Raw genomic sequence first — 20,029 nt, forward strand, 5'->3', positions numbered from 1 at the left:
ACAGTGACCTTATCCGTCACCACAGAAGCATCTGGCGCCGGAGTCTCTTCGGAACCGTTGTCGTCCTTGCCCTTTTCGTGGCCGTTAACCGGAACTTCAACATCAACCTTGCCGTCCGGCAGATCCGGATCCGTAATGGTCACCGTGATCGGGCCGTCAACGTCGGTACCCGGAGTGACGATGACCTTGCCGTCCTCGTCAATCTCGACCGGGACGTCCTTACCATCCTCATCCTTAGCAGAGATCTTGGTGTCATCATCCGGGTTGGTGACCTTGACACCAGTGTCCTGCGGATCATTCGACGGATCGACCGGCTTCACATCACCATCAACGGTGGTCTTCTTGGATTCCGGAGCATCCGGCTTCTCAACCGTGACCTTGGCCTCGATGGTCTCGCGGGAACCATCCGGGTAGGTCACGACGACCGGAATCGTGTAGTCGCCAGGCTTCGCATCCTTTGGCGGCTCGACCTCGATCGAGCCATCCGGGTTAACCGTGATCCACTCCGGCTTGTCGACCTTGTTGCCCTCCGGATCAGTCACCTGACCGCCCGGCTCGAAGGTGGTTCCTTCCGGAATCTCCTGGCCGTCCTTGTCCTTCGGAGCATCCACTGTGGTCTTCTTACCGGCAGGAACAGTAGCGTCCTCGTACTGCGGCTCAAATTCACCGTTCTGGCGAACCTTATCCACCGCAATGAAGGAATCCTGACCAACCACGACATCGTAAGCATTCACCAGCTGTGCGACATAGGTGCCCGGGTTATTGAAATCTTCGGGAGCCAGGGAGCAGTTTGCTGCGTCCGCTAGGGTGTCGACCGCGCAGTCTTCACCAATCTGCTTACCGTCCGGACCAATCCAGCGGATCTTGTTGTTACCGGAGAACGGCAGCGCGCCCGTCAACTTGATGTTCGCCGGCTCAAGGTTGTTGATGCCTTCCGGAAGGTCTGCCGGGTTGAGGAAGGAATCGTAATTAACGATGTCCAAATTAACGATGTCGGCCTGAACCTCAGCGAAGTTGATGTTGTACCAACGGTGGTTGGTAAAACTTGCAATGCCAACTGCGCCGTCGGAGTTCGGGTTCTCACCCGAGTTGGCATTTACACTTTGGAAGACAGGCGTGGGGAAGCCGCTGAAGGAGTTGAGGACCTTACCGTCCTTCTCAGCCCAGATGTACGTGTAATCCTTCATACGACGTCCGATGTCATCGCCCATGCGGATCGTGTAACGGCCATCCGCATTGGTTTCGGCACCAACGGTCTTAAGGATCGGCTCCTTGCCGTTAGCTCGCATGTTTTCGATCATGCTCTTCGTGGCGGCAGCCTGCTCACGGTATGGCTTATCGGCAATGGCTAGACGCTCGAATTCGGCAACACCCTCGTCGGAAAGCACAGAGGCGTAGACCTTTGCACCCTCGATCGGCTGATCGCCCTTCCACCAGTAGAGCGGACCGGTCTCATTACGGTCAGGTCCGCCTTCAGCGTCAGACCACACGCGACCAAAGTAAGAGAAACGCGGAGCCTTAGTGCCGGAAGGCTGGGCCCAACCTTCCTCATCCATGGAAAAGTCCGGGCTCACCATGTAGGACTTCTCGTCAACACTCGGCGCGCGCTCTTCCAAGAAGACACCGGTACGCTGCATGTTGTAGTTCTCAAAGTAGAACGCGCCGTTTGCGGTGCCCTGGGTGACCGGCGCCCACGCACCGGGCACACCGCCACCAGCTTGGCGAACGTAAGTCAGGTCGTTGCCGGTTTCCTCGTTCTTCAGCGGAGAATCGACCCAAATGCGGTATTCCTGACCACGGAGTGCGCGGAAGAGGTGCGGCTTGCCGTTCGCATCGACGAAAGAGTACTCACCACCCGGAACCTCGCTGTCCGGGTGGGAAAGCAGGTTGCCATCCTCGCCCTTCGCACGAAGATCAAACACGTAGTTACCGCTGGAGCTGCCAAGCTGGTGAGACTTCGTGGAGAAAATCGGCGAAATCGTGCCGTCACGATCCTTGAACTGCATGTAAACGGTGGCGTCGTTGATGCCCATAGTCCCCTTGAGGGAACTCGACGCACTCGTTTCTTTCAGGCCGACAACACCAGAGAGCGTAGCCAGCGCGTTGGTCATATCAAAGCGACTACCGATGTAACCGTTGGCGATACCATCCGCTTCAATAATCTTGGTCGGATCCGTAACCGGAGTAGCAGCAACCGTGCCCGAAGTCTGAGCCTGAGCTTCTGCTGCAGACTGCGGGGAAACAACTGGGTGTACAAACGGCGCCACCAGCGCCACGGAGAGAGCAGCGGCAGCAATGGTAGTGCCGCGACGGCGCACAGCAGTACTCTTAATTTCCTTCTTGTTCATACCAAGAAGTCCTTTCCTTAAGTCTTGAAAGAGTGATCACGCTAGGGAGACGTGACCGCGCAAGGGATAAAACCGGCTTACGCAACCGAGAGCAGCTCATTTCAGACACCTTGGAAGAAGGTCAGAGGTCCCAAAGGTCTATGAACAAACTCGCTTCCAATGTTAGCCCCATTCACGAATTAAAGAAACCGTACGGCATCCTGAAAATTTCATGAACGGAGCTTTCTGTCGTCGACCAGAAAAAGCACATGTTTGACCTGCTCTTTTCAAACAACTGCGACACGCGGCTGCAGTTGTTGAATAGATCACATTGTCACTTTGGCAACATTTGCCCCAGGAATGCACTCCTAACGGGGGTGTTTTATACAAGGCTGTGCCAGGTGGGATTGCGGGAGGCGCCGCCAAGCAGGGCATATTGAGCGCACAAATGTTGTCACAGAAACACAAACCGCCCCGCTCTCCCCGTATCGTGCATATCGACAATTGTGTCCACGATACTGTGGGAGAAACGAGGCGGTGGTTGTTGCACTGTTTCTACGGAACGCCGTCGCCGTTAGGCAGTTCCTAAGGTTGGTTTATCTTGGACCGGCCTGCGCCTTACTGGTCTTGCATGACGTCGTGGCGCACGATGGTCTGGTCGCGGCCGGGGCCAACACCGATGTAGGAGATGCGGCAGCCCGAGAGTTCCTCCAGGCGCAGGACGTAATCCTGAGCCTTCTGCGGGAGCTCCTCGAAGGTCTGGCAGCCAGTGATGTCCTCGTCCCAGGCCGGCATGGTCTCAAAGATGGGCTCGGCGTGGTGGAACTCAGACTGGGTCAGCGGCATCTCGTCGTAACGCTTGCCATCAACGTCATAAGCCACACAGATAGGAATCTCACCGATGCCGGTGAGCACATCCAACTTGGTCAGGAAGTAATCCGTGAAGCCGTTGACGCGGGTGGCATAGCGGGCGATAACAGAGTCGTACCAGCCGCAGCGGCGCTTGCGGCCAGTGTTGACGCCGATTTCGCCGCCGGTGGTCTGCAGGTACTCGCCCCACTTGTCGAAAAGCTCCGTAGGGAAAGGACCAGCGCCGACACGGGTGGTGTAGGCCTTGATGATGCCCAGGGAGGTAGTAATGCGCGTCGGGCCAATACCGGAGCCCACAGCAGCGCCGCCAGCAGTCGGGTTCGAGGAGGTCACGAACGGGTAGGTGCCGTGGTCAACGTCCAGCATGGTAGCTTGGCCGCCCTCCATGAGGACGTGCTTGCCTTCATCCAGTGCCTGGTTCAGTTCCAGCTCAGCCTCAATAACCATCGGGCGCAGGCGGTCGCGGTAGCTCAGGAAGTACTCCACTACCTGCTCCGGATCAATTGCCTTGCGGTTGTACATCTTCACCAGCATCTGGTTCTTAATGTCCAGGGCGGATTCAACCTTCTGGCGCAGGATAGACTCATCAAAGATGTCCTGCACGCGGATGCCGATGCGCGCGACCTTATCGGCATAGGCCGGGCCAATACCACGGCCGGTGGTGCCGATGGCGCGCTTGCCCAGGAAGCGCTCCTGCACGCGGTCCAAGGTCTGGTGGTAGGGCGCCACGAGGTGCGCGTTGGCGGAAATCTTCAGGCGCGAAGCGTTAGCGCCGCGGGCTTCGAGACCATCGATTTCATCGAAAAGGGCCTCCAGGTTAATCACCACGCCGTTACCCAGGACCGGGGTGGCGTTTTCAGAAAGAATGCCGGCGGGAAGGAGCTTCAGCTCGTACTTCTCGCCGCCGACCACGACGGTGTGGCCGGCATTGTTACCGCCGTTGGGCTTAACTACGTAATCGACTTTGCCGCCGAGGATGTCAGTAGCCTTGCCTTTGCCTTCATCGCCCCACTGGGCGCCGACGATGACGATCGCTGCCATGTTGGTGTCACTTCCTATTTATTGAAGTCAAATACGCACCTACTTTACCCGCCATGGTGGAGCAGTGTTGAGTTTGTGACAAGCTCGTCAGGAAATGATGCGCCGTCACGCCGGGGAGAGGTTCGTCTCGAATCTCCTTTAAGCCCTCCTAAGCGGTTTCGGTGTTTGAATTAGCACCGTCGCCCTTGTCTTTCTCTTCGATGAAGATAGTGTCATTGGTGAACATCAGTCTCGAATTGTTTGGGGTGCTGATAATGACGCCATCGTCAACAACGGCAATTTGGGCTTCGATGTCATCGACGCCGATTCGGTAGAGACCGTTGCTTTCGATCTTCTTGCCATCAGTTGGGAGGTTGTCGACACCGCCCTGGTTGAAACTGGTTTCTCCCTCCAGCGGACGGAGACTCACCACATCGAATTCCATATCTTCCGGCAGGTTAGTCTTATCGCTTTTGACGGCCCAGGCTCCGCCATCGCCATGTGCACAGTCAATGGACTTTTCAGACGCATCAATACCGCACACCAAGTTCCAGCCATCAGCGGAAATATCGAAGAGCGTTTCGCCGCGGAGATCCTCCTCATCCTGGGCTAGCTCCGCGGAGTCGGTGGGTTCTGAATTCACATCAATGTAGAAGATATCCGAGTTCACGCCATCGAAGGAATTTTCCATGGACGTGGCTTCGGTGCCCGGGCGCTTGTTTACTTTGCCCTCGACACCGACGATGTCGCCATCGGTCTCGGACTCATAGGTATAGCCTTCACCGTCCTCTTCCACCTCTAAAGAAGAGGACGTGATGTAGAGGGCATCCTCGTCCCTGAGATCGCCCTTGGAAAAGAAGACGGGAACCTTGACATCCTTCCCATCAAACTCGCCTTCCAACACCACATAGCTGAGGAACTTACAGGGATCATATTCATCCTCACCGACGCTCACGTCTTCAAATTTCTCAGTGGATCCCTTCACATAGGCTTCTTCATTCTCTAGGACCTTACTGAGTTCGGTGTCCTCGAGCTCCTTCTTCTCGTCGCAGTCAGCATTGGCGCTTGAGGAGGTTGCGCTGCTGGATGTGGAGGTGGCCGTCGAAGAAGTAGTCGCCGCAGAACTCGTCACGGACTCGGCGGCAGCCTCGGTGAATCCGGGCTCCTCAGCTTCCGTCAGGGAACCGCCGATGAAGCTGCACGAGCTCATCAAAAGGCCAGCGGCGGGGACAAGCGCAAGGGTTGCCATACGGGCGGACATGGTGATTACCTCCAGCTGTTAGACAAAGAAGAATTGAGTGGAAGAGTTGAGCATTAAGAAGTTTGGCGTTGCCTTGGAGCCTACTGGCAAAATGTGACGTGCACTACTTTTCTGGGGAAAGCTCCGCTGCTTGTACGTCGCTGAAGGAGCTTTTTAGCCAAGCCCTTCCAACGCTTCTATGCTTCTTGTATGATCTGTGCGCTTTTAGACTGCGGTGGCCACCTCACCGACGCTCATACCACTGCACTCACTGAGACTGCCCGGCACGGAGTACGTATCGAGTACTTCCGCGTCGCGGAGGTTCCCAGCCGGCAAGAGCTGAAGGCTATTGATGCACTGGCCAAGGAAATCCTGCCGGAGGACCCCACCCCATCGCTGGATGAGATTGCCGCGCAACCGGACGTGAGCCACCTCGGCGCACCGGGGCCAGCACCGCAAGCCCCATTCCTGCACGAGTCGCTGCGCATCGTGGTCATCGGTAACGATGCCGCGCTTAGCGCCGTGCTGGCCCGCATGATGCGGGCGGATTACTTATGGGCCGAGGTGGGCTACGTACCCACCGGGGATAACTCCACCGCGGCGATGAACTGGGGCCTGAAAACACACGAAACCGGCCAGAGTCTCTCCGACCAGGTCGCGGTTGTCGAGGAGGCCCTCTCCTTTGCCATGACCGCACCGGTCAAGCCGGTGCCGCTTATCCGCAACGATGCGGGCCTTGCCGTGGCTGGTTCGGCAACGATTGCGGAATGGTCGAATGAGGAGATCACCGGGGAAATTATCGTCGACGATGCCGTTCTGCTGCGCACAGACCGCGACAACGATGTTTTCGGGGCAAAGCTCGTGCCGATGGTGGATGCGCCGGGCATCGTGGCGGCGAAGGCGGTGACGAGTTTTGAGGCGGACGCAGCGCCGCGCCGCGGGCTCTTCGCCCGACTGCGCAAGCCTGCCCAGCCGGGGCAGCTCGACCCAGCTAGTGTCGTGCAGGGCAGGGCGGTGCAGGCCGGGGGGCCGTCGCTAAGCGTCAGCGTCGATGGAGTCCGCGCCAAGCGGCCGGTCAAGCGAGTGACGTTTTACCGTCACCTGCGAGACCTACAGATAGTGCGGCCCTAGACGGCACGTCTGAGCCTTAGTTTTAGCCCTAGTTCTCTTCCCACACCTCCGGCGGATAGGCCGGGTGCTTGGAGGTGGGCACGAGCTGCGCCACGGCTGACTCGCGGGACATGCCGCACACCATGAGCAGGTCCACGATGATGGAGCGCGTCTGGGCCAGTACGGCATAGGCGGAGAGCACTGCTTCCTCGCCGGCGATGTCCATCGAGCAGCGGGCGCCCAGCTGGCGTAAGCGGTTGACTATTTCCGGAATTGCTTGGGCTTCATCCACGCGGCGCTCATGCGCTGTTTGGTGGGTATAGAGGTCAGAGAGCTCCATCGTGATTTCAGCAAGTTCGTCGATGATCTCAACTTGCTCGGCGGTGGCTTGGTCACCGTCCTCGGCGAGAACAAGCGCACGGCGGGAGAGCACGCGGGTGCCGCGGACCATGTTGTCAACAGGAGTGAGGATGCGCTCCAGGGAGCGCACGGTGCGCTGCGTGCTCCACAGGAAGGGCGACAAACGTGCGGTTTCCGCGCCGCCCTTGGTGGCGTTGAGCATGTTGTTGATGTCATCCTGCGTGCCGCGCACGGCGTCGCGGGCCTCAGTGATGGTTTCGGGATCATTTTCTTCCAGCCCCTTGGCAACGTCGGAAAGGACCAGGGAGGTAATGCCTAAGACCTTCGAGACTTCCGAGCGGCCCGCGCGCAAGGGCGAGGAGGGAATCAGCACAATCATTGTGAGGCCAATGACCGCGCCGATGATGGCGTCAATGGCACGGGAGATGCCGCCCATTTCTTCCGGGGGAAGGATGGTGGCGATAAGGATGGCGGCAATGACGATCTGGTTGCTCACCAGCTGCGAGCTGGTGACAAAGGAGCCGATAATCAGGGCCAACCCGATGATGATGGTCATGTGGATGGGGCCGGTGCCGAGGGCGTCGACAAGCAACGTGCCCACCAAAACACCCACGATGCCGCCGATGGACATGTCCACCGCGCGCTTGAGGCGATCGCTGCCGGATAGCCCAAGAATGATAATGACTGCCATCGGGGCAAAGAAAGGCTGATCGTGGCCGAAGAAGTCGTGTGCCACGTAAAAGGCCAAGCCCGCACCGAGGGTGCACTGAAGCATAAACACGAGCCGGTTGCGGATACGCGTGAGACGCGCCTTGAGGGATTTATCCACCAACCGCAGCTGCTCGCGGGTAGTTTTGCGAACGCGCTTGACGGTACTTGACGAACTCGACGATGACTCTTGCGCTTCCATGACTCCGGTATTTTACGCGTTCTGGCGGCGGGTTTGGATGAACAAAGCCACCCCTCGTGGGTGAGGGATGGCTTGTTGGCATGTGATGACGCCGCTCAGCGCCGGCGGCTGCTCAGCAGCGTCATCCAGTTGGTGTGGGTTTACTTAGAAACGGTCTTGCCCACGGAGTGCAGGTCCTGGCAGGCCTCAACCACGCGGTCAGCCATGCCCTGCTCAGCCTTCTTGAGGTAGGAGCGCGGGTCGTAGACCTTCTTGTTGCCCACCTCGCCGTCGATCTTGAAGACGCCGTCGTAGTTAGCGAACATGTGGCGTGCAACCGGGTTGGTGAAGGCGTACTGGGTATCGGTGTCAACGTTCATCTTGATGACGCCGTAACGCAGGGCCTCCTCGATCTTCTCCTTCTCGGAGCCGGAGCCACCGTGGAAGACGAAGTCGAAGGGCTGGGAGCCTTCCTCCAGGCCGAGCTTCTTGACAGCAACCTTCTGGCCCTCGTCGAGGACCTCCGGGCGCAGCTTCACGTTGCCCGGCTTGTACACGCCGTGGACGTTACCGAAGGTAGCGGCCAGCAGGTAGCGGCCCTTCTCACCGGTACCGAGGGCGTCGACGGTCTTCTCAAAGTCCTCCGGGGAGGTGTAGAGGTTAGCGCCGGCCTTGGCCTCAACGCCGTCCTCTTCGCCGCCAACGACGCCGATCTCAACCTCAAGGATGATGTTGGCGTTGTGGGCCTTCTCGAGGAGCTCCTGAGCGATCACGAGGTTCTCATCGATCGGGATAGCGGAGCCATCCCACATGTGGGACTGGAAGAGCGGAAGCTCGCCGCGGTCAACGCGCTCCTGGGAGAAGGCGATCAGCGGACGCACGTACTCATCCAGAACTTCCTTCTGGCAGTGGTCAGTGTGCAGCGCAACGTTAATGCCGTAGTGCTGAGCAGCCTCGTGAGCGAAGGCAGCCAGTGCCTTAGCGCCGGCAACCTTGTTCTTCACGGACAGGCCGGAACCGAACTCCGCGCCGCCGGTGGAGAACTGGATGATGCCGTCGGACTCAGCCTCGGCGAAGCCGCGGAGAGCGGCGTTGATGGTTTCGGAGGAGGTGCAGTTGATTGCCGGGAATGCGAAGCCGCCCTTCTTGGCGGTATCCAGCATCTGGTTATAAACCTCAGGGGTTGCAATAGGCATGAAATTCCATCCTTTGGAGTTGCTGTGCAGTAAGCCGTGCCGTCTCACAAACCAGCGAAACAACACGTTCCAACACCCAAGTATGCCTGTTATTGTGGTTTTCCGCCGCGAGATGCGATGTGACCTCACTTAAACACCACTCCGCATGGGCAGGAATCCCCCCGACCACCTGGGGAAACGCTGCTATTTCTTGGATTCTGACTTGTACTTCACAATCCGGGTACAGGCCTCCAACAACATCCAACCGGACAACTGAACGGACAAATCGCGCTCAGCCACGCGGATAATGCCCATCTTCTGGCTCAATGACGAGGGGCCGAAACCGTAGTTATGGGGAAGCTTCGCATCCGCGGTCCAATCGGAACCGAAGATGGGCAAGCCGTCTACCTCTAGGCGGTGTTCCCACACGGATTCCGCCGAGGCCGTCACGAGGCGAGCGGCCAGCTTCTTGGTTGCGCGGTTGGCCGGGGAATCGCCCGGCAGGCGCACCGCTACGTCCGCCAGGTAGCGAGCAAGGATGCCCTTGAAGAGGCCGCCGTCGCCGTCGCCAGTCTGCCAATCGATGACGCCCGTGTACGTCGCCATGCCCGTGGCCACCGCTTGGACCAGGCCGCGGATGCGGGTGGTGTAGTCCATCATGTCCGCGGCGAGTTCGGCCTCGTGGACAGAGTCGATATCCTCCACGGAGCGCAGGCCGGTCTTCTCCCGCAGCGCCAGCACGATTTCCAAGCAGGCACCGAGCACCACGCCTTGGCAGTAGGGGTGGATGTTGCGGACGATCTCCTGCCCATCCATACGCATGCGGATGCCGTCCATGACGAAGCCATCGTCGTCAATCAAGTGATCGTAGATCCAGTCCACGATGTGGCGGGCCTCGTCCACGCGCCCCATGCGGGCCAGCATGATGGCGCCCGGCCCGTTCGAGGGGACGTTGAGGAAGGTCTCGCCTTCGCGCCAGGGCAGCACGCCGACCTGGGTGTCGATGCCATCGCGGATGTTGTGCTGCAGGGTGCCCAACTTCTTGTAGGGGCGCTGCTTCTTGAGCTCACCGGCCCGGGCGATGGCTAGGGCGAGCCATGCTTTGTCGTCGTAGTAGCGGTTCTTCGTCAGCGCACGGAGATTGCGCACATGGATGCCGCGGATGGTGTCAGCGATGCGCGCGCGGCGGGCTTTGGTGTTTTTGCGCAGGGCCGCATCAACGAGACAGTCCAGATAATGCGCCTGCCACCAATAATGCCAATGCACAAAGAGTGATTCCTTGGTGGTGGGTGGCCAACTCACCACGGCAAGGTTGGTACGGGGCAAGCCCCACACGGCCTGCGCGTGGCGCTCATTGATGGCTGTTTCCGCAAGGTCGGCGCGGTGGGACCATTTCTCTAACACTTTTGTCTCATCATTCTCACAATGTGAATTCGTTACCTAGATGTAAACACAGTGCGCGGGATCTCACCAAGCTTTTGATAAATCGGCGTGCTGCCGAATCCATGCATGCATGGCAATGCCTGCGGCCACGCCCGCGTTGATGGAGCGAGTAGAACCAAATTGCGCGATTGAGCAGGTCATTACTGCTGCGCCCTGGGCTTCCGGGCTGACGCCTGGGCCTTCCTGTCCGAAGAGGAGCAGACAGCGCTCAGGCAGCTCAGCGGTTTCTAGGGGGACACACCCGGGGGTGTTATCGATGGCCACGACGGTCAGTTCCTGGTCCGCCGCCCAGGCCATCAGCTCAGTAACATCCGCGTGGTGCATGAGGTGCTGGTACCTGTCGGTGACCATGGCGCCGCGCCGGTTCCAGCGGCGGCGTCCCACAATGTGGACGGTGTCGACGGCAAAGGCGTTGGCAGTGCGCACCACGGTGCCGATGTTGGAATCGTTTTCGAAGTTCTCGATGGCGATGTGCAGCGCATGCCGGCGCTTATCGATATCCTCCCGGATCGCCTCGCGTGTCCAGTAACGGTAGGCATCGACGACATTGCGGCGATCCCCCTCCGCGAGCAGTTCGGGATCGTATTTCTCCGCTTCGGGGCCTTCGGGCAGCGGGCCTTCCCACGGGCCAACACCGTGGCGGCCCTCGTTCCACTCGGTGGGGCCTTTGGCTGCCGCCTCTTCCTCGGGCTTAGGCAAGGTCAAGATCCTCAAGGCCCAGCAGGTAGCGGTATTCCAGGCCCTCGGCGGCAATGGCTGCGCCGGCATCGGTGTTGCGGTCCACCACGGTGGCCACTCCGACGACCTCGGCGCCTGCCTTACGAAGAGCCTTCACGGCGGTCAGCGGCGAGTTGCCGGTCGTGGTGGTGTCCTCGACAACGAGCACCTTCTGGCCCTCGACGTTGAAGCCCTCAATCTGACGCTGCATGCCGTGCTTCTTGGCTTCCTTGCGAACAACGAAGGCGTCGATATCGCGGCCATCGGCATGCATGATGGACAGCGCGACCGGGTCCGCGCCCATGGTCAGGCCACCGGCGGCAGCATAATCCCAGTCAGCGGTGAGCTCACGCAGCAGCGAGCCGATAAGGCGCGAGGCCTCGTGTTGCAGGGTGGCGCGGCGCAGGTCCACGTAGTAGTCAGCCTCCTTGCCAGAGGACAGCGTGACCTTGCCGTGGACGACGGCCAGCTCCTTCACCAGTTCTGCTAGGCGTTGCTTCTTCTGCTGATCCAGGCTCATCGCTCGCTCCTTAAAGTCTGTGGCTGTTCGGCCGTGAAAAATCCGCTCTGTAGTTTACCCTCTTCCCGCACGGTTGCCCGCGACTAGTGCTGGTGCTCGGCTGTGACACCTGGCTGCGGCGCCTCGCCGCGGCGGCAGGCTGGCGGGTCTAGTCGAAGATGGAGGAGCCGCCATCGAAGCGGCGCGGCAGGCGGGCCTGATTGTTTTCGTGGGTGGGGCGCTCGTGGCCATCGGCAATCGCGTCGACTTCATCCGCACCCAGGCTGGAGTGGTCAATGGTGCCGCGGGCCTCGCTGGTGGTGCGGCTCGGCATGACCACCGGCTCGGTGGGGCGCTGGATGGTGGGGGCGTCGAGGGAATCATCGCGGTCCGGAACCGCCGTGGGCCCGGTGGGTTCCGGCTGCGGAGGTTCCGGGATGTCGCGGCTGGGGTCCAGCTCATCGACGCGCAGGACCTGAGCGGCTTCGGAGCGCGGTGGAAGAACGCGAGCAGCATCGGCGAGCAGCGACAGCGGTTCGAGCTGCTCTTCCCACTCAGCGCTGCGGGCCTGCCGGGTAGTTTGGGCCAGCACCCACTCCCCTTCCAGCCACACGGCAGTCACCGCGGCGGGTAGATGATTCAACGCCGTACTCACTCGGGTATCGATGAAGCGCTGGCCCACGCCAGCATCGGAGGAGAAAACCTCGAAACCTTCCTCCTCACGCACGTACAACAGATCCTCGGAGAGGTTTTCGATCTCCTCGCCTGCTCGGCGGAAATCCACCACGATATCGGAGGCCGCGCCGGTGCGCATAGCCATGACGGGGATAGCACCCATATCGAAGAGCAGCGTCTCGTGCCCCCGGACAGTTCCGGCGACGATGTCGCGGGGTTCGTGGCCGCGGGCGGCAGCGCCGCGGGTCCACTCATCCGCCAGGTAGGAATCATGCTTGAGGTATTCCCAGCCGCGCTGCTGGCCAAAGGCCTTGCGCTCACGGCGGGCACTGCCCGGCACGAGGTACTTGGCGCGCTCTGCGCGCTCCGCAAAGCTGGGTGCGGCAGCCTGCGGTTCGGCGGCCGGTTCCTCACTGGGCTCAGCGGCGGCCGGTTCTTCAGCGGCATCCGCAGTTGGCTCGGTTGCCGGCTCAGCCACGGGGTCTGGCTCAGCCACGGGTTCTGGCTCCGGCTCGGTAATGATGTCGGGCTCTGGAGCAGGCTCAGGTTCCTCGGCGAGCGCGGGCTCTGAGGGGGAGTCAGGGGTGAGTTCAGGCGCAGCGGTATCGGCCGCTGTGGTGGTTTCGTCGGCGGAGAGCGCGGCGCGCTGGCGCTGGTCCAGCCAGAGCACGATGAGACCAGCCACGAGTGCGACGGCGGCGAGGGATAAGAGTACGAAAGGCATCACTGCCTGACTCTAATCGCCCGGCGCGCTCGATCTGCGCTGACGCGCTGGTCACGCGCGGATTCTAGACGTGCTCGCGGTCGCCACGCTCCACCGGATTCTTCGGGTTGGCTGACCACTGCGACCATCCACCCACGAAGTGGCGCAAGCCGGTAAAGCCCACGTGTTCCAGCACGGCGATGGTAAGCGCGGAGTGGTTACCGGAGCCGGAGTAGATGATGGCGCCGTCCACGTTGTCCTTGGTCACGCCGTGGTCGTCGAGGATCTCCAGGATTTCTTCCTTGGACTTCCACACGGTGACGTCCTGCGTGTGAAAGAGGCGCTCCGGAAGGTTGACTGCACCCGGGATGTGGCCGGCCTTCAAGTCGAGGTTCTCGCGGCGGCCGGCGAAGCGGTTGCGCGTGCGAACGTCGAGAAGCAGGCCCTTATGCTCCTTGACCTCATCGATGGTGGCCGTGGGCATCGACCCCGTGGTCACTTCAAAGTCCGAGGGCATGCCCAAGTTACCCGGGCCGGTAAGGGTGGGCAGGGACTGGGCACGCCAGTTGGACAGGCCGCCGTCGAGGATGCGGACGTTGCGGATGCCGGCCCAGCGCAGGGTCCACCACGCACGGCCAGCGAAGAGTCCGCGGCCTTCGTCGTAGACAACGACTTCGCTGTCCTCCTCTAGACCCCAGAGGTCGATCCACTCTTGAATCTTCTCGGTCTGCGGGAGTGGGTTGCGCCCTACCTTGGAGCCGGGCAGGCCCACGAAGGCTGAAGCGGCGTCGGCGTACTGGGCAGTCGGAATATGGAGGGAGGAAAACTGATTGAAGGCCTCGCCTTCCCCTGGTGCCCAGAGGGAAGCGAGGATGGTCGTCTTATCACCGCGGTAAATCTTCTCACTCAACTCGTGAGGGGAGATCAAAATGCTCATGTCCCTAGATCATAGGGGCATGAGCGAAGAGTGGCGACCGATGAACGCGGTGAGCGCGGTGAGCGCTAATCGCGCTCACCGGTTTAGTCGGTGCCTTAGGCGGTGCGGGCAGCTAGCTCCAGGCGCTCGCCACCGTCGGCGACGTCAACGTGCACGGTATCGCCGTCCACGATGTCACCGGCCAGGAGCTTCTTGGCCAGCTGGTCACCGATGGCCTGCTGAATCAGGCGGCGCAACGGGCGGGCACCATAGGCCGGGTCATAACCGCGCTCCGCCAGCCACAGCTTGGCCGCGTCGGAGACCTGCAGCGTCAGGCGGCGGCCGGACAGGCGCTCGGCCAAGCCCTTGAGCTGGATGTCCACGATGCCGGAGAGCAGATCCGAAGTCAGCGGCTCAAACATCACGACATCATCAAGACGGTTGATAAACTCCGGCTTGAAGCTGCGCTTGACCGCCTCCATGACCTCCTCCTTGGTGCCGCCGGCACCCAGGTTCGAGGTCAGGATGATGACCGTGTTACGGAAGTCCACGGTGCGGCCCTGGCCATCGGTCAGACGGCCTTCATCGAGAACCTGGAGCAGCACGTCAAAGACATCCGGGTGGGCCTTCTCGACTTCGTCGAAAAGCACCAGCGTGTAGGGGCGGCGACGCACCGCCTCCGTGAGCTGGCCACCGGCGTCATAGCCCACGTATCCCGGAGGGGCACCGACGAGGCGGGCGACGGAGTGTTTCTCACCGAACTCGGACATATCGATGCGAACCATGGCGGATTCATCGTCAAAGAGGAAGTCCGCCAAAGCCTTCGCCAGCTCCGTCTTACCCACGCCGGTCGGGCCCAGGAAGAGGAAGGAACCGGTCGGGCGATTCGGGTCAGCCACACCGGCACGCGCGCGGCGGACGGCATCAGAGACCGCGGTGACGGCCTCCTTCTGGCCCACCACGCGCTGTCCCAGCACGGATTCCATGTTGAGCAGCTTCTCGGTCTCTCCCTGCAGCATCTTGCCGGCCGGGATGCCGGTCCAGGCGGAGACAACCTCCGCGATGGTATCCGGAGTAACCTCCTCGCTGAGCATGGTGTTGTGCTGCTGCTGAGCCTTCTCCTCGGCGGCAGCCAGGTCCTTCTCCAGCGGCGGCATCTTGCCGTAGTTGATCTCGGAGGCCAGTGCTAGGTCACCATCGCGCTCCGCAATCTCTGCCTGGCGGCGCAGATCCTCCAGTTGTTCCTTGATGGTCTGCACATCATCGATGGCCTTCTTCTCATTGGCCCAGCGGGCCTTGAGCTCACCGAGCTTCTCGCGCTCATCAGCCAGCTCCTGCTGAAGGGCAGTCAGGCGGTCCTTCGAGGCGGCGTCCGATTCCTTCTTCAGAGCCAGCTCCTCAATCTCGAGGCGGCGCACGATGCGCTCCAGCTCATCAATCTCCTGTGGGGAGGAGTCAATCTCCATGCGCAGGCGAGAGCCTGCCTCATCGACCAAGTCGATGGCCTTATCCGGCAGGAAGCGGTTGGTGATGTAGCGGTGCGAGAGCTCAGCGGCAGAGACCAAGGCCGAGTCCTGGATACGCACACCGTGGTGCACCTCGTAGCGCTCCTTGAGGCCACGGAGGATACCGATGGTGTCCTCCACGGAGGGCTCAGCGGCGTAGACCTGCTGGAAGCGGCGCTCCAGGGCGGCATCCTTCTCGATGTACTTGCGGTATTCATCGAGGGTGGTGGCACCCACCAGACGGAGCTCGCCGCGGGCCAGCATGGGCTTAATCATGTTGCCGGCATCCATGGAACCCTCACCGGTGGCACCGGCGCCCACGATGGTGTGCAGCTCATCGATGAAGGTGATGATCTGTCCATCGGAAGCCTTGATCTCATCGAGCACGGCCTTGAGGCGCTCCTCGAACTCGCCGCGGTACTTCGCGCCGGCGACCATGGAACCGAGATCCAGGCTCAGCAGCGTCTTGCCCTTGAGGGATTCCGGTACGTCACCCGCCACGATGCGGCGGGCCAGGCCCTCCACGATGGCGGTCTTACCCACGCCGGGCTCACCGATGAGCACCGGGTTATTCTTCGTGCGGCGGCTAAGAACCTGGACCACGCGGCGGATCTCCTGATCACGGCCGATGACCGGGTCAATCTTGCCTTCGCGGGCACGGGCGGTGAGGTCCGTGGCGTACTTCTCCAGAGCCTGGAACTGCTCCTCGGGGTTCTCCGAAGTCACCTTGGCTGCGCCACGCACGGAGGGGAAAGCACCCTTGAGCGCGTCGTAAGTGGCACCCCGGGAGGTCAGCAGCTCCGCGGCATCCGTCTTCGAGCCCGCAATAGCTGCAAGCAAAACCTCGGTGGAGACGTACTCATCACCAAGCTCGCCGGCCAGCTCCTGGGCGCGGGTGAGGACGTTGAGGGCGTCGCGGTTAAAGTTCGGGTTCGCCATGTTGGCGCCCTCGGCCTTCGGGAGGGCGCCGATAAGCTGGCGTGCCTCCTTGAGCACCGTCTCCGGATCCACACCGGTGGCCTTGAGCACTGGGGCGGCAATGCCGTCCTTCTGCTCAAGGATGGCTGCTAAGAGGTGTGCCGGGCGGATGTCCGGGTTACCGTTGGCGGAAGCCGTCTGCAGTGCTTGCTGCAGGGCCTCCTGAGTTTTAGTGGTGGGGTTAAAAGAACTCATTGTTGTGTTTCTCCGTTTCTACCGTTTATTCAAACTTCCCTGCGGCTACAGCAGGGAAGGAAGCTTCACTGTCTATAACGCTACAGAACTTGAGTCTGTTCCACTCAACTAGAAGTTTTTTAAACCAACCACCCCCGACCGGGTTGATAGGGCTTCACTCAAGTTTTTCTTCTGCCCGCTTGGCAGGCCATAGGCATAAGACAACCAGCCCCACCGCCCTGCTGGGTGCAACGGTGCGGAGGGGCCGGCGCCTTAAATGCTTAAGCCGACTGAGAGGCTTGTGGTTGCTCCTCTGGAAGGTCGTAGGAAAAGGACGCGAGAACCACGGCCGTGACAAAGTAATAGAGGGACCACTTCTGTTCGAGGTCGATATCTCGAAACTCACCCATCGACGCCAAGTGGCACATGCCGTCAGCGCCAGCCCACAGGGTGAGGTTCTTGATGTAGACCAAGCGGTCCTCGGGCGCATAGCCGGCCTCTCGCAGCGCCTCACGGGCAAACTGCATCAGCAGCGCGAAGGACTCACCCATCTGGGTTTGCTCCTCACCGTCCTCACTCAACGGCACCACGGAGCCGGAGGCAGCAGCAATGCAGGCGCTATAGCGTTCGGGGAAGGTCACCGCATAGTGGAAATAGGCCACCGCAACGCACAGGAGCTTGTCGACGGCCGATGCACCCTCCGGCAGCCGCTCCAGCAGGTAGAGACTGTGGGCTTCAAGCTCGCGGTCGGTTTCCCGCTCAACGGATTCACGCAACACGAAGTCATTGTCCACCAGCGAAGCAACGACAACATCGGAGACACCGAAATACTCGGCCACGTTCTCAATGGTCACGTACTGCAGCCCTTCCCGCGCTGCCAGCTGGATGGCACGTTCCTTAACAGCCATGCGTGCCCGCTCTGTGGAAAGTTCCGGCAAGTCCTTAATCGCGGAGATGTCCAACGAAATATCGCGGTCCGGAACAAACCCGGCGAGCAACGCGCGGTACTCCTGCATCGGGCTACGCTCATCCGGCATCTCCAAGAACTCTGCAGCCTTGAACAGGGTTCCAATGAGTGCTTTACATACCTCACGGAGGTTGAAGCGTCGCACCACCGAGTGCTGGTGCCGCAGCACACCCAAAACACTCAGGTGCGCCATACCGTGGACGGTAGCCAAGGTGGCCACGCTCAGCCGCGCTACCGTTTGAAAGCACACATCGCTTCCTACCTTAAGTTTCTCCTCGGCCGCGATGAGCGAGATGTTTTCATAGATCAGGTCCAAGGTGCGATTGTGGGATAAGTTTCCCTGCAAAAGAGCACGCCATTCACCCTCGGAGACATAGGCCTTCTTCTCAAAGAGGTAGCGGAACAGCTCCGGCTCACGTTCGGCGTACTCGTAGTAGGCCTCAGTAAAAGTGGTCAGCTTAGTAAAAAGATCGGCGTAACCAGGAGCAGCGTCGAGCGTTTCCTCGAGGAACTTAACTTTCCGCTCAGTTACGTAATCAGGAAGCGCGTGCACGATTGCCTCGCGATCAGGAAATTCCGCGCGTACCTCAGCGACGGGAAGCTCCGCCAGCTTGGCCACGGATTCCACGGTAATAGCCTCATCGCCCTCGGCTGCTCCGATATGAAGCGCAGACTCGAGGATGACCTCACGAGGTGAGCCTTCATAAAGAATATGCATATGGATTCCTAAGATTGCGCTGCCGACGAAAGAATAAAAAGAAAGAATGGGAGAGCGCTACGCTAACAACTTCCTGAATTTTATCCCCATTCTTGGTTAAAGAGCAATGTGTTCACTAGGCACTGACTCCCGTAATGCGGGCCACCCTGTGAACGAAGAAACCCCCAGGCCGTGGCCTGGGGGTTTCACGCGGGAAAGGTCAGCGTCTACTTCTCTGAGCCGACGTGTCCGATGCCTTCCTTGAAGATGGTGCCGCGCGGTGGCATCATTCCCGTGAACTTGAAGACGAGGTAAATGACCACCGCGATGCCCAGGGAGATCCAGCCGAAGCCGGCGGTGAAGCCGTACATGACGGCCAGCGGCGCGATGATGGTCCAAGAAATCTCAAAGGGTCCGAAGCCAATGTAGGCCATGCCGTACTCCGACAGGGTGCCGGACTTGAGCTTCGGATCGACGATCTTGAGGATCGCAATACCGGTGGCCACGGTAGCCGTCGCCCAGCCCCAGCCAAAGATGCCGCGCTCAATCCAGCGCTCGCCGAAGAACTCGGCAGGGAACCACATGAGGAAGAAGATGCAGTAGATGGTACCCAGGACAAAGAGCAGGAGAAGAGCCTGCCAGTAGGCCGCGACGGCAGCCGGCACGATGGCCGCCACACCGAAGGCAATGAGGTAGTCGGTGGCCGCACCGGACACCGAGCTCACAGTGTCCTTATCCAGGTAGTCCTTGGCGCCCACCATGTTCATCACCGCACGGAAGAGCAGGCCCACCACCATGGACATGGCGAACAGCGGGATAGAAACATTCTCCCAGATGGAGGAGATTCCCTTGTTGATGCCATAAGCGGTCATCACGGTCAAAGCGATAAAGCCAACGTGCAGGGTGATGGGCTCGATGGCAGACGGGTTGGTGGTAGCGCGGCCCAGGGAAGGACGATCCTCCAGGCGCGAGATGTAGCCGCGGCGCAGTTCCTCCGGAAGCTGCTTCGGCACATGCGAAACCTTGCCCTTACGGATGCCCCAGTTACCGGCGACGATACCGCCAATGATGGCGGCCAGCGTACCCACGGTGGCGGAGGTAAAGCCCAAGGAGGACGCGGCCTCAGCACCCACACCTTCCAAGGCACTGCCGACAGCCGCCGCGGTACCGAAGCCCCCCGTGAAGCCAACGGGCAGCATCATGCCGAACCAGTCTGGGGTATCAAAGGTTGGCTTGAACAGGAGAAGACCCAAAACAATGAACAGGCCCCACTGGCCGGTGAACATCATGGTGGAGTAGCCCCACATGTTGCGGGCGCCTTTGCCCATATTGCCGCCCATCTCCATGGAGAAGGCCATGGAGGCGAAGACCACAGCGATGAGCAGTGAGGTGTAATCGCCGAGGTTGTCGGAGAAACCAATCCAGCCCAAGACATTAGGGCCTAAGAGCAAGCCGAGTAGGCCTGCCGTGATGGGGGCAGGCAAGAGCAAGTCCTGGAACACGAACTTGATCTGGTGGCGCAGAACGTTGCCGATAACCATGAGCAAAGAAATCCAGCCCACGTCGGTCATGATTGTGAACGCAGAGAATTCTTCCATGCGAAAACTTCCTTCCATGCCGCACTCGGCGGCGTCCTTGAGACGAGACTCACCCTCTTTCGGGAAATGAACCGTTGATTACACTACAACCCCCTTCCCGCTTTTCCACCCCTGGCATATAACCCGAGGGTGATGTGGCTCTACCCCCAGGGGCTAGGATGGGCGG

The 20,029-nt window shown here is 60.3% G+C and carries 14 protein-coding genes; 1 reads left to right on the top strand and 13 read right to left on the bottom strand.

Annotated features, from left to right (window positions below; genetic code table 11):
* The 3 genes from HMPREF2996_RS06880 to HMPREF2996_RS06890 all read right to left on the bottom strand — a co-directional run.
* The coding region (locus HMPREF2996_RS06880; protein ID WP_210386001.1) for a Rib/alpha-like domain-containing protein at nucleotides 1-2,348 on the bottom strand (2,348 nt) is incomplete at its 3' end.
* A gap of 597 nt (nucleotides 2,349-2,945) precedes the next feature.
* Entirely contained in the window at nucleotides 2,946-4,238 is a 1,293-nt protein-coding gene (locus tag HMPREF2996_RS06885) for an adenylosuccinate synthase (RefSeq protein ID WP_070730697.1), read from the bottom strand.
* A 148-nt stretch (nucleotides 4,239-4,386) separates the two neighbouring features.
* Complete coding sequence (locus tag HMPREF2996_RS06890; RefSeq protein ID WP_070730698.1) at nucleotides 4,387-5,478, bottom strand: hypothetical protein; 1,092 nt, start codon at nucleotides 5,476-5,478, stop codon at nucleotides 4,387-4,389.
* 189 nt (nucleotides 5,479-5,667) lie between these two features.
* Here HMPREF2996_RS06890 and HMPREF2996_RS06895 point away from each other — a divergent pair, with 189 nt between their 5' ends.
* The gene (locus HMPREF2996_RS06895) at nucleotides 5,668-6,588 is read left to right on the top strand and encodes a hypothetical protein (protein ID WP_070730700.1); all 921 of its coding nucleotides are present in this window, start codon (nucleotides 5,668-5,670) and stop codon (nucleotides 6,586-6,588) included.
* 28 nt (nucleotides 6,589-6,616) lie between these two features.
* Here HMPREF2996_RS06895 and HMPREF2996_RS06900 read toward each other — a convergent pair whose 3' ends face one another.
* The 10 genes from HMPREF2996_RS06900 to HMPREF2996_RS06945 form a co-directional block, all read right to left on the bottom strand.
* Nucleotides 6,617-7,837, bottom strand: a complete 1,221-nt coding sequence (locus tag HMPREF2996_RS06900) for an FUSC family protein (protein ID WP_070644549.1) — start codon at nucleotides 7,835-7,837, stop codon at nucleotides 6,617-6,619.
* A gap of 140 nt (nucleotides 7,838-7,977) precedes the next feature.
* A complete protein-coding gene (fbaA, locus tag HMPREF2996_RS06905) occupies nucleotides 7,978-9,012 on the bottom strand; it encodes a class II fructose-bisphosphate aldolase (protein WP_010188696.1) in 1,035 nt (344 codons plus the stop codon).
* Between the two features lie 183 nt (nucleotides 9,013-9,195).
* Entirely contained in the window at nucleotides 9,196-10,395 is a 1,200-nt protein-coding gene (locus HMPREF2996_RS06910) for a glycoside hydrolase family 76 protein (RefSeq protein WP_010188694.1), read from the bottom strand.
* Nucleotides 10,396-10,458: 63 nt separating this feature from the next.
* Nucleotides 10,459-11,139: a TrmH family RNA methyltransferase gene (locus HMPREF2996_RS06915; RefSeq protein ID WP_371441125.1), complete on the bottom strand. Its 681-nt coding sequence runs from the start codon at nucleotides 11,137-11,139 to the stop codon at nucleotides 10,459-10,461.
* Nucleotides 11,126-11,671, bottom strand: a complete 546-nt coding sequence (gene pyrE, locus HMPREF2996_RS06920; RefSeq protein ID WP_010188690.1) for an orotate phosphoribosyltransferase — start codon at nucleotides 11,669-11,671, stop codon at nucleotides 11,126-11,128. Before pyrE ends, HMPREF2996_RS06915 begins: the two co-directional genes overlap by 14 nt.
* A 148-nt stretch (nucleotides 11,672-11,819) precedes the next feature.
* A complete protein-coding gene (locus HMPREF2996_RS06925) occupies nucleotides 11,820-13,049 on the bottom strand; it encodes a type III secretion system chaperone family protein (RefSeq protein WP_070730703.1) in 1,230 nt (409 codons plus the stop codon).
* Between the two features lie 64 nt (nucleotides 13,050-13,113).
* Complete coding sequence (locus tag HMPREF2996_RS06930; protein ID WP_070730706.1) at nucleotides 13,114-13,965, bottom strand: sulfurtransferase; 852 nt, start codon at nucleotides 13,963-13,965, stop codon at nucleotides 13,114-13,116.
* A gap of 95 nt (nucleotides 13,966-14,060) precedes the next feature.
* Nucleotides 14,061-16,622: an ATP-dependent chaperone ClpB gene (gene clpB / locus HMPREF2996_RS06935; RefSeq protein WP_070644546.1), complete on the bottom strand. Its 2,562-nt coding sequence runs from the start codon at nucleotides 16,620-16,622 to the stop codon at nucleotides 14,061-14,063.
* 260 nt (nucleotides 16,623-16,882) lie between these two features.
* Nucleotides 16,883-18,286 (bottom strand): TetR/AcrR family transcriptional regulator, encoded by a 1,404-nt coding sequence (locus HMPREF2996_RS06940; RefSeq protein ID WP_070730708.1) that lies wholly within the window; start codon nucleotides 18,284-18,286, stop codon nucleotides 16,883-16,885.
* A 206-nt stretch (nucleotides 18,287-18,492) separates the two neighbouring features.
* Complete coding sequence (locus tag HMPREF2996_RS06945; RefSeq protein ID WP_070730709.1) at nucleotides 18,493-19,863, bottom strand: sodium/glutamate symporter; 1,371 nt, start codon at nucleotides 19,861-19,863, stop codon at nucleotides 18,493-18,495.
* Nucleotides 19,864-20,029 lie beyond the last annotated feature (166 nt).

The sequence above is a fragment of the Corynebacterium sp. HMSC066C02 genome (genome assembly GCF_001814945.1).
Lineage (GTDB): Bacteria > Actinomycetota > Actinomycetes > Mycobacteriales > Mycobacteriaceae > Corynebacterium > Corynebacterium aurimucosum.

Coding starts and splice junctions, on each gene's coding strand:
- pyrE (WP_010188690.1), bottom strand. CDS start 11,671: ATGAGCCTGGATCAGCAGAAGAAGCAACGCCTAGCAGAACTGGTGAAG.
- HMPREF2996_RS06890 (WP_070730698.1), bottom strand. CDS start 5,478: ATGTCCGCCCGTATGGCAACCCTTGCGCTTGTCCCCGCCGCTGGCCTT.
- HMPREF2996_RS06895 (WP_070730700.1), top strand. CDS start 5,668: ATGATCTGTGCGCTTTTAGACTGCGGTGGCCACCTCACCGACGCTCAT.
- HMPREF2996_RS06945 (WP_070730709.1), bottom strand. CDS start 19,863: ATGGAAGAATTCTCTGCGTTCACAATCATGACCGACGTGGGCTGGATT.
- HMPREF2996_RS06930 (WP_070730706.1), bottom strand. CDS start 13,965: ATGAGCATTTTGATCTCCCCTCACGAGTTGAGTGAGAAGATTTACCGC.
- clpB (WP_070644546.1), bottom strand. CDS start 16,622: ATGAGTTCTTTTAACCCCACCACTAAAACTCAGGAGGCCCTGCAGCAA.
- HMPREF2996_RS06940 (WP_070730708.1), bottom strand. CDS start 18,286: ATGCATATTCTTTATGAAGGCTCACCTCGTGAGGTCATCCTCGAGTCT.
- HMPREF2996_RS06925 (WP_070730703.1), bottom strand. CDS start 13,049: ATGCCTTTCGTACTCTTATCCCTCGCCGCCGTCGCACTCGTGGCTGGT.
- fbaA (WP_010188696.1), bottom strand. CDS start 9,012: ATGCCTATTGCAACCCCTGAGGTTTATAACCAGATGCTGGATACCGCC.
- HMPREF2996_RS06885 (WP_070730697.1), bottom strand. CDS start 4,238: ATGGCAGCGATCGTCATCGTCGGCGCCCAGTGGGGCGATGAAGGCAAA.
- HMPREF2996_RS06900 (WP_070644549.1), bottom strand. CDS start 7,837: ATGGAAGCGCAAGAGTCATCGTCGAGTTCGTCAAGTACCGTCAAGCGC.